Origin of the sequence: Microcoleus sp. Z1_B2, from assembly GCF_036700325.1 — a bacterium.
In the GTDB taxonomy this organism is placed as follows: domain Bacteria; phylum Cyanobacteriota; class Cyanobacteriia; order Cyanobacteriales; family Microcoleaceae; genus Microcoleus.
The window spans coordinates 1-1,190 of record NZ_JAUBOQ010000116.1 but is presented as its reverse complement, the minus strand read 5'-3'; the positions used below and the strand labels follow the sequence as shown (position 1 = coordinate 1,190).

The following is a 1,190-nucleotide window of genomic DNA, read 5'->3' as shown; positions in this document are numbered from 1 at the left end:
TAAGTAGGTAGGCGTAAAAAAACCAAATCATGTTAAGATAAGTAAACACTCAAGATTTGATTTACAAAATCAACAAATATGGGCGCACGTTTAAGAGTATTTCTCAATGAAGAAGAAGACCGAACACTATTTGAATTGAGGACAGCAACAACAGTACCTCAAAAAGTAAAAGATCGAGCACAAATTATTAGATTGAACTCCCAGGGATGTTATGTAGAGGAGATAGCAGCTCATTTTAAGTGTAGAGAGCAAACAATTAGAGAAGTAATTCATCGGTGGGTGAAAATGGGTTTGGCAGGATTATGGTCAACCAAAGGCAGAGGGGTCAAACCCAAATGGAAAGAATCAGACATTGTTCATCTAGAAGAATGTCTCAAAAATGAACCACGCAGATATAATAGTCGTCAACTTGCTCAAAAATTAGAACAGGAACGCGGCGTCAAATTAAGCCCTGACAGATTAAGACGCATCCTCAAAAAAAAAAGATTATTTGGAAACGAACCCGACCAAGCCATAAAGACAAACAAGACCCATTACAACGCTCGATAAAACAGGCAGATCAAGATATGTTAGAGTTGGCAGCGGCGGCGGGAGAAATCGATCTGAAATATCTGGATGAATCAGGTTTTTGCTTGTGGAGTTCCACTGGATATACCTATTACCCAATTGGAGCGCAAAAACGGCTAGAGCAAACGAAACGAAGGGGTCGAAGACTTAGTATTTTAGGCTTGCTACAGCCGTGTGTCAGTTTCGCGTATGGGTTGGCGGTCGGGAGTTTTAGCAGCAAATCATATATCACTATGATGGAAAATGAAGCACAACAAGCTGAGCTGGAAATGAAATTAACTGGACGGATCAGAGTGATAATTCAAGATAATGGTCCCATACACAAATCCCTGGATGTCCAACAAAAATGGTCTCAGTGGGAAAGCCAGGGATTGTATATTTTCTTTCTCCCTAAATACTGTTCAGAAATGAACAAGATTGAACTGGAATGGCAACAACTTAAAAATCATGAACTGGTCGGAAAAATGTTTGAAGATGAACTCGCTCTTGCCTACGCAGTAATGGATGGAATTGAAGCGAGAGGGCGACGAGGAAATTATACAACTAATCGCTTTAAATTCAGTTCCAATTCTAGTTGTTAACATTTCTTTACTTACCTTTGTTTTTTTATACCGACCTACTTA

The 1,190-nt window shown here is 39.4% G+C and carries 1 pseudogene; it reads left to right on the top strand.

Annotated elements, in window-relative coordinates:
* The first annotated feature begins 78 nt into the window (after window positions 1-78).
* Window positions 79-1,148: pseudogene (locus QT984_RS29690) on the top strand (IS630 family transposase).
* Window positions 1,149-1,190: the final 42 nt, after the last annotated feature.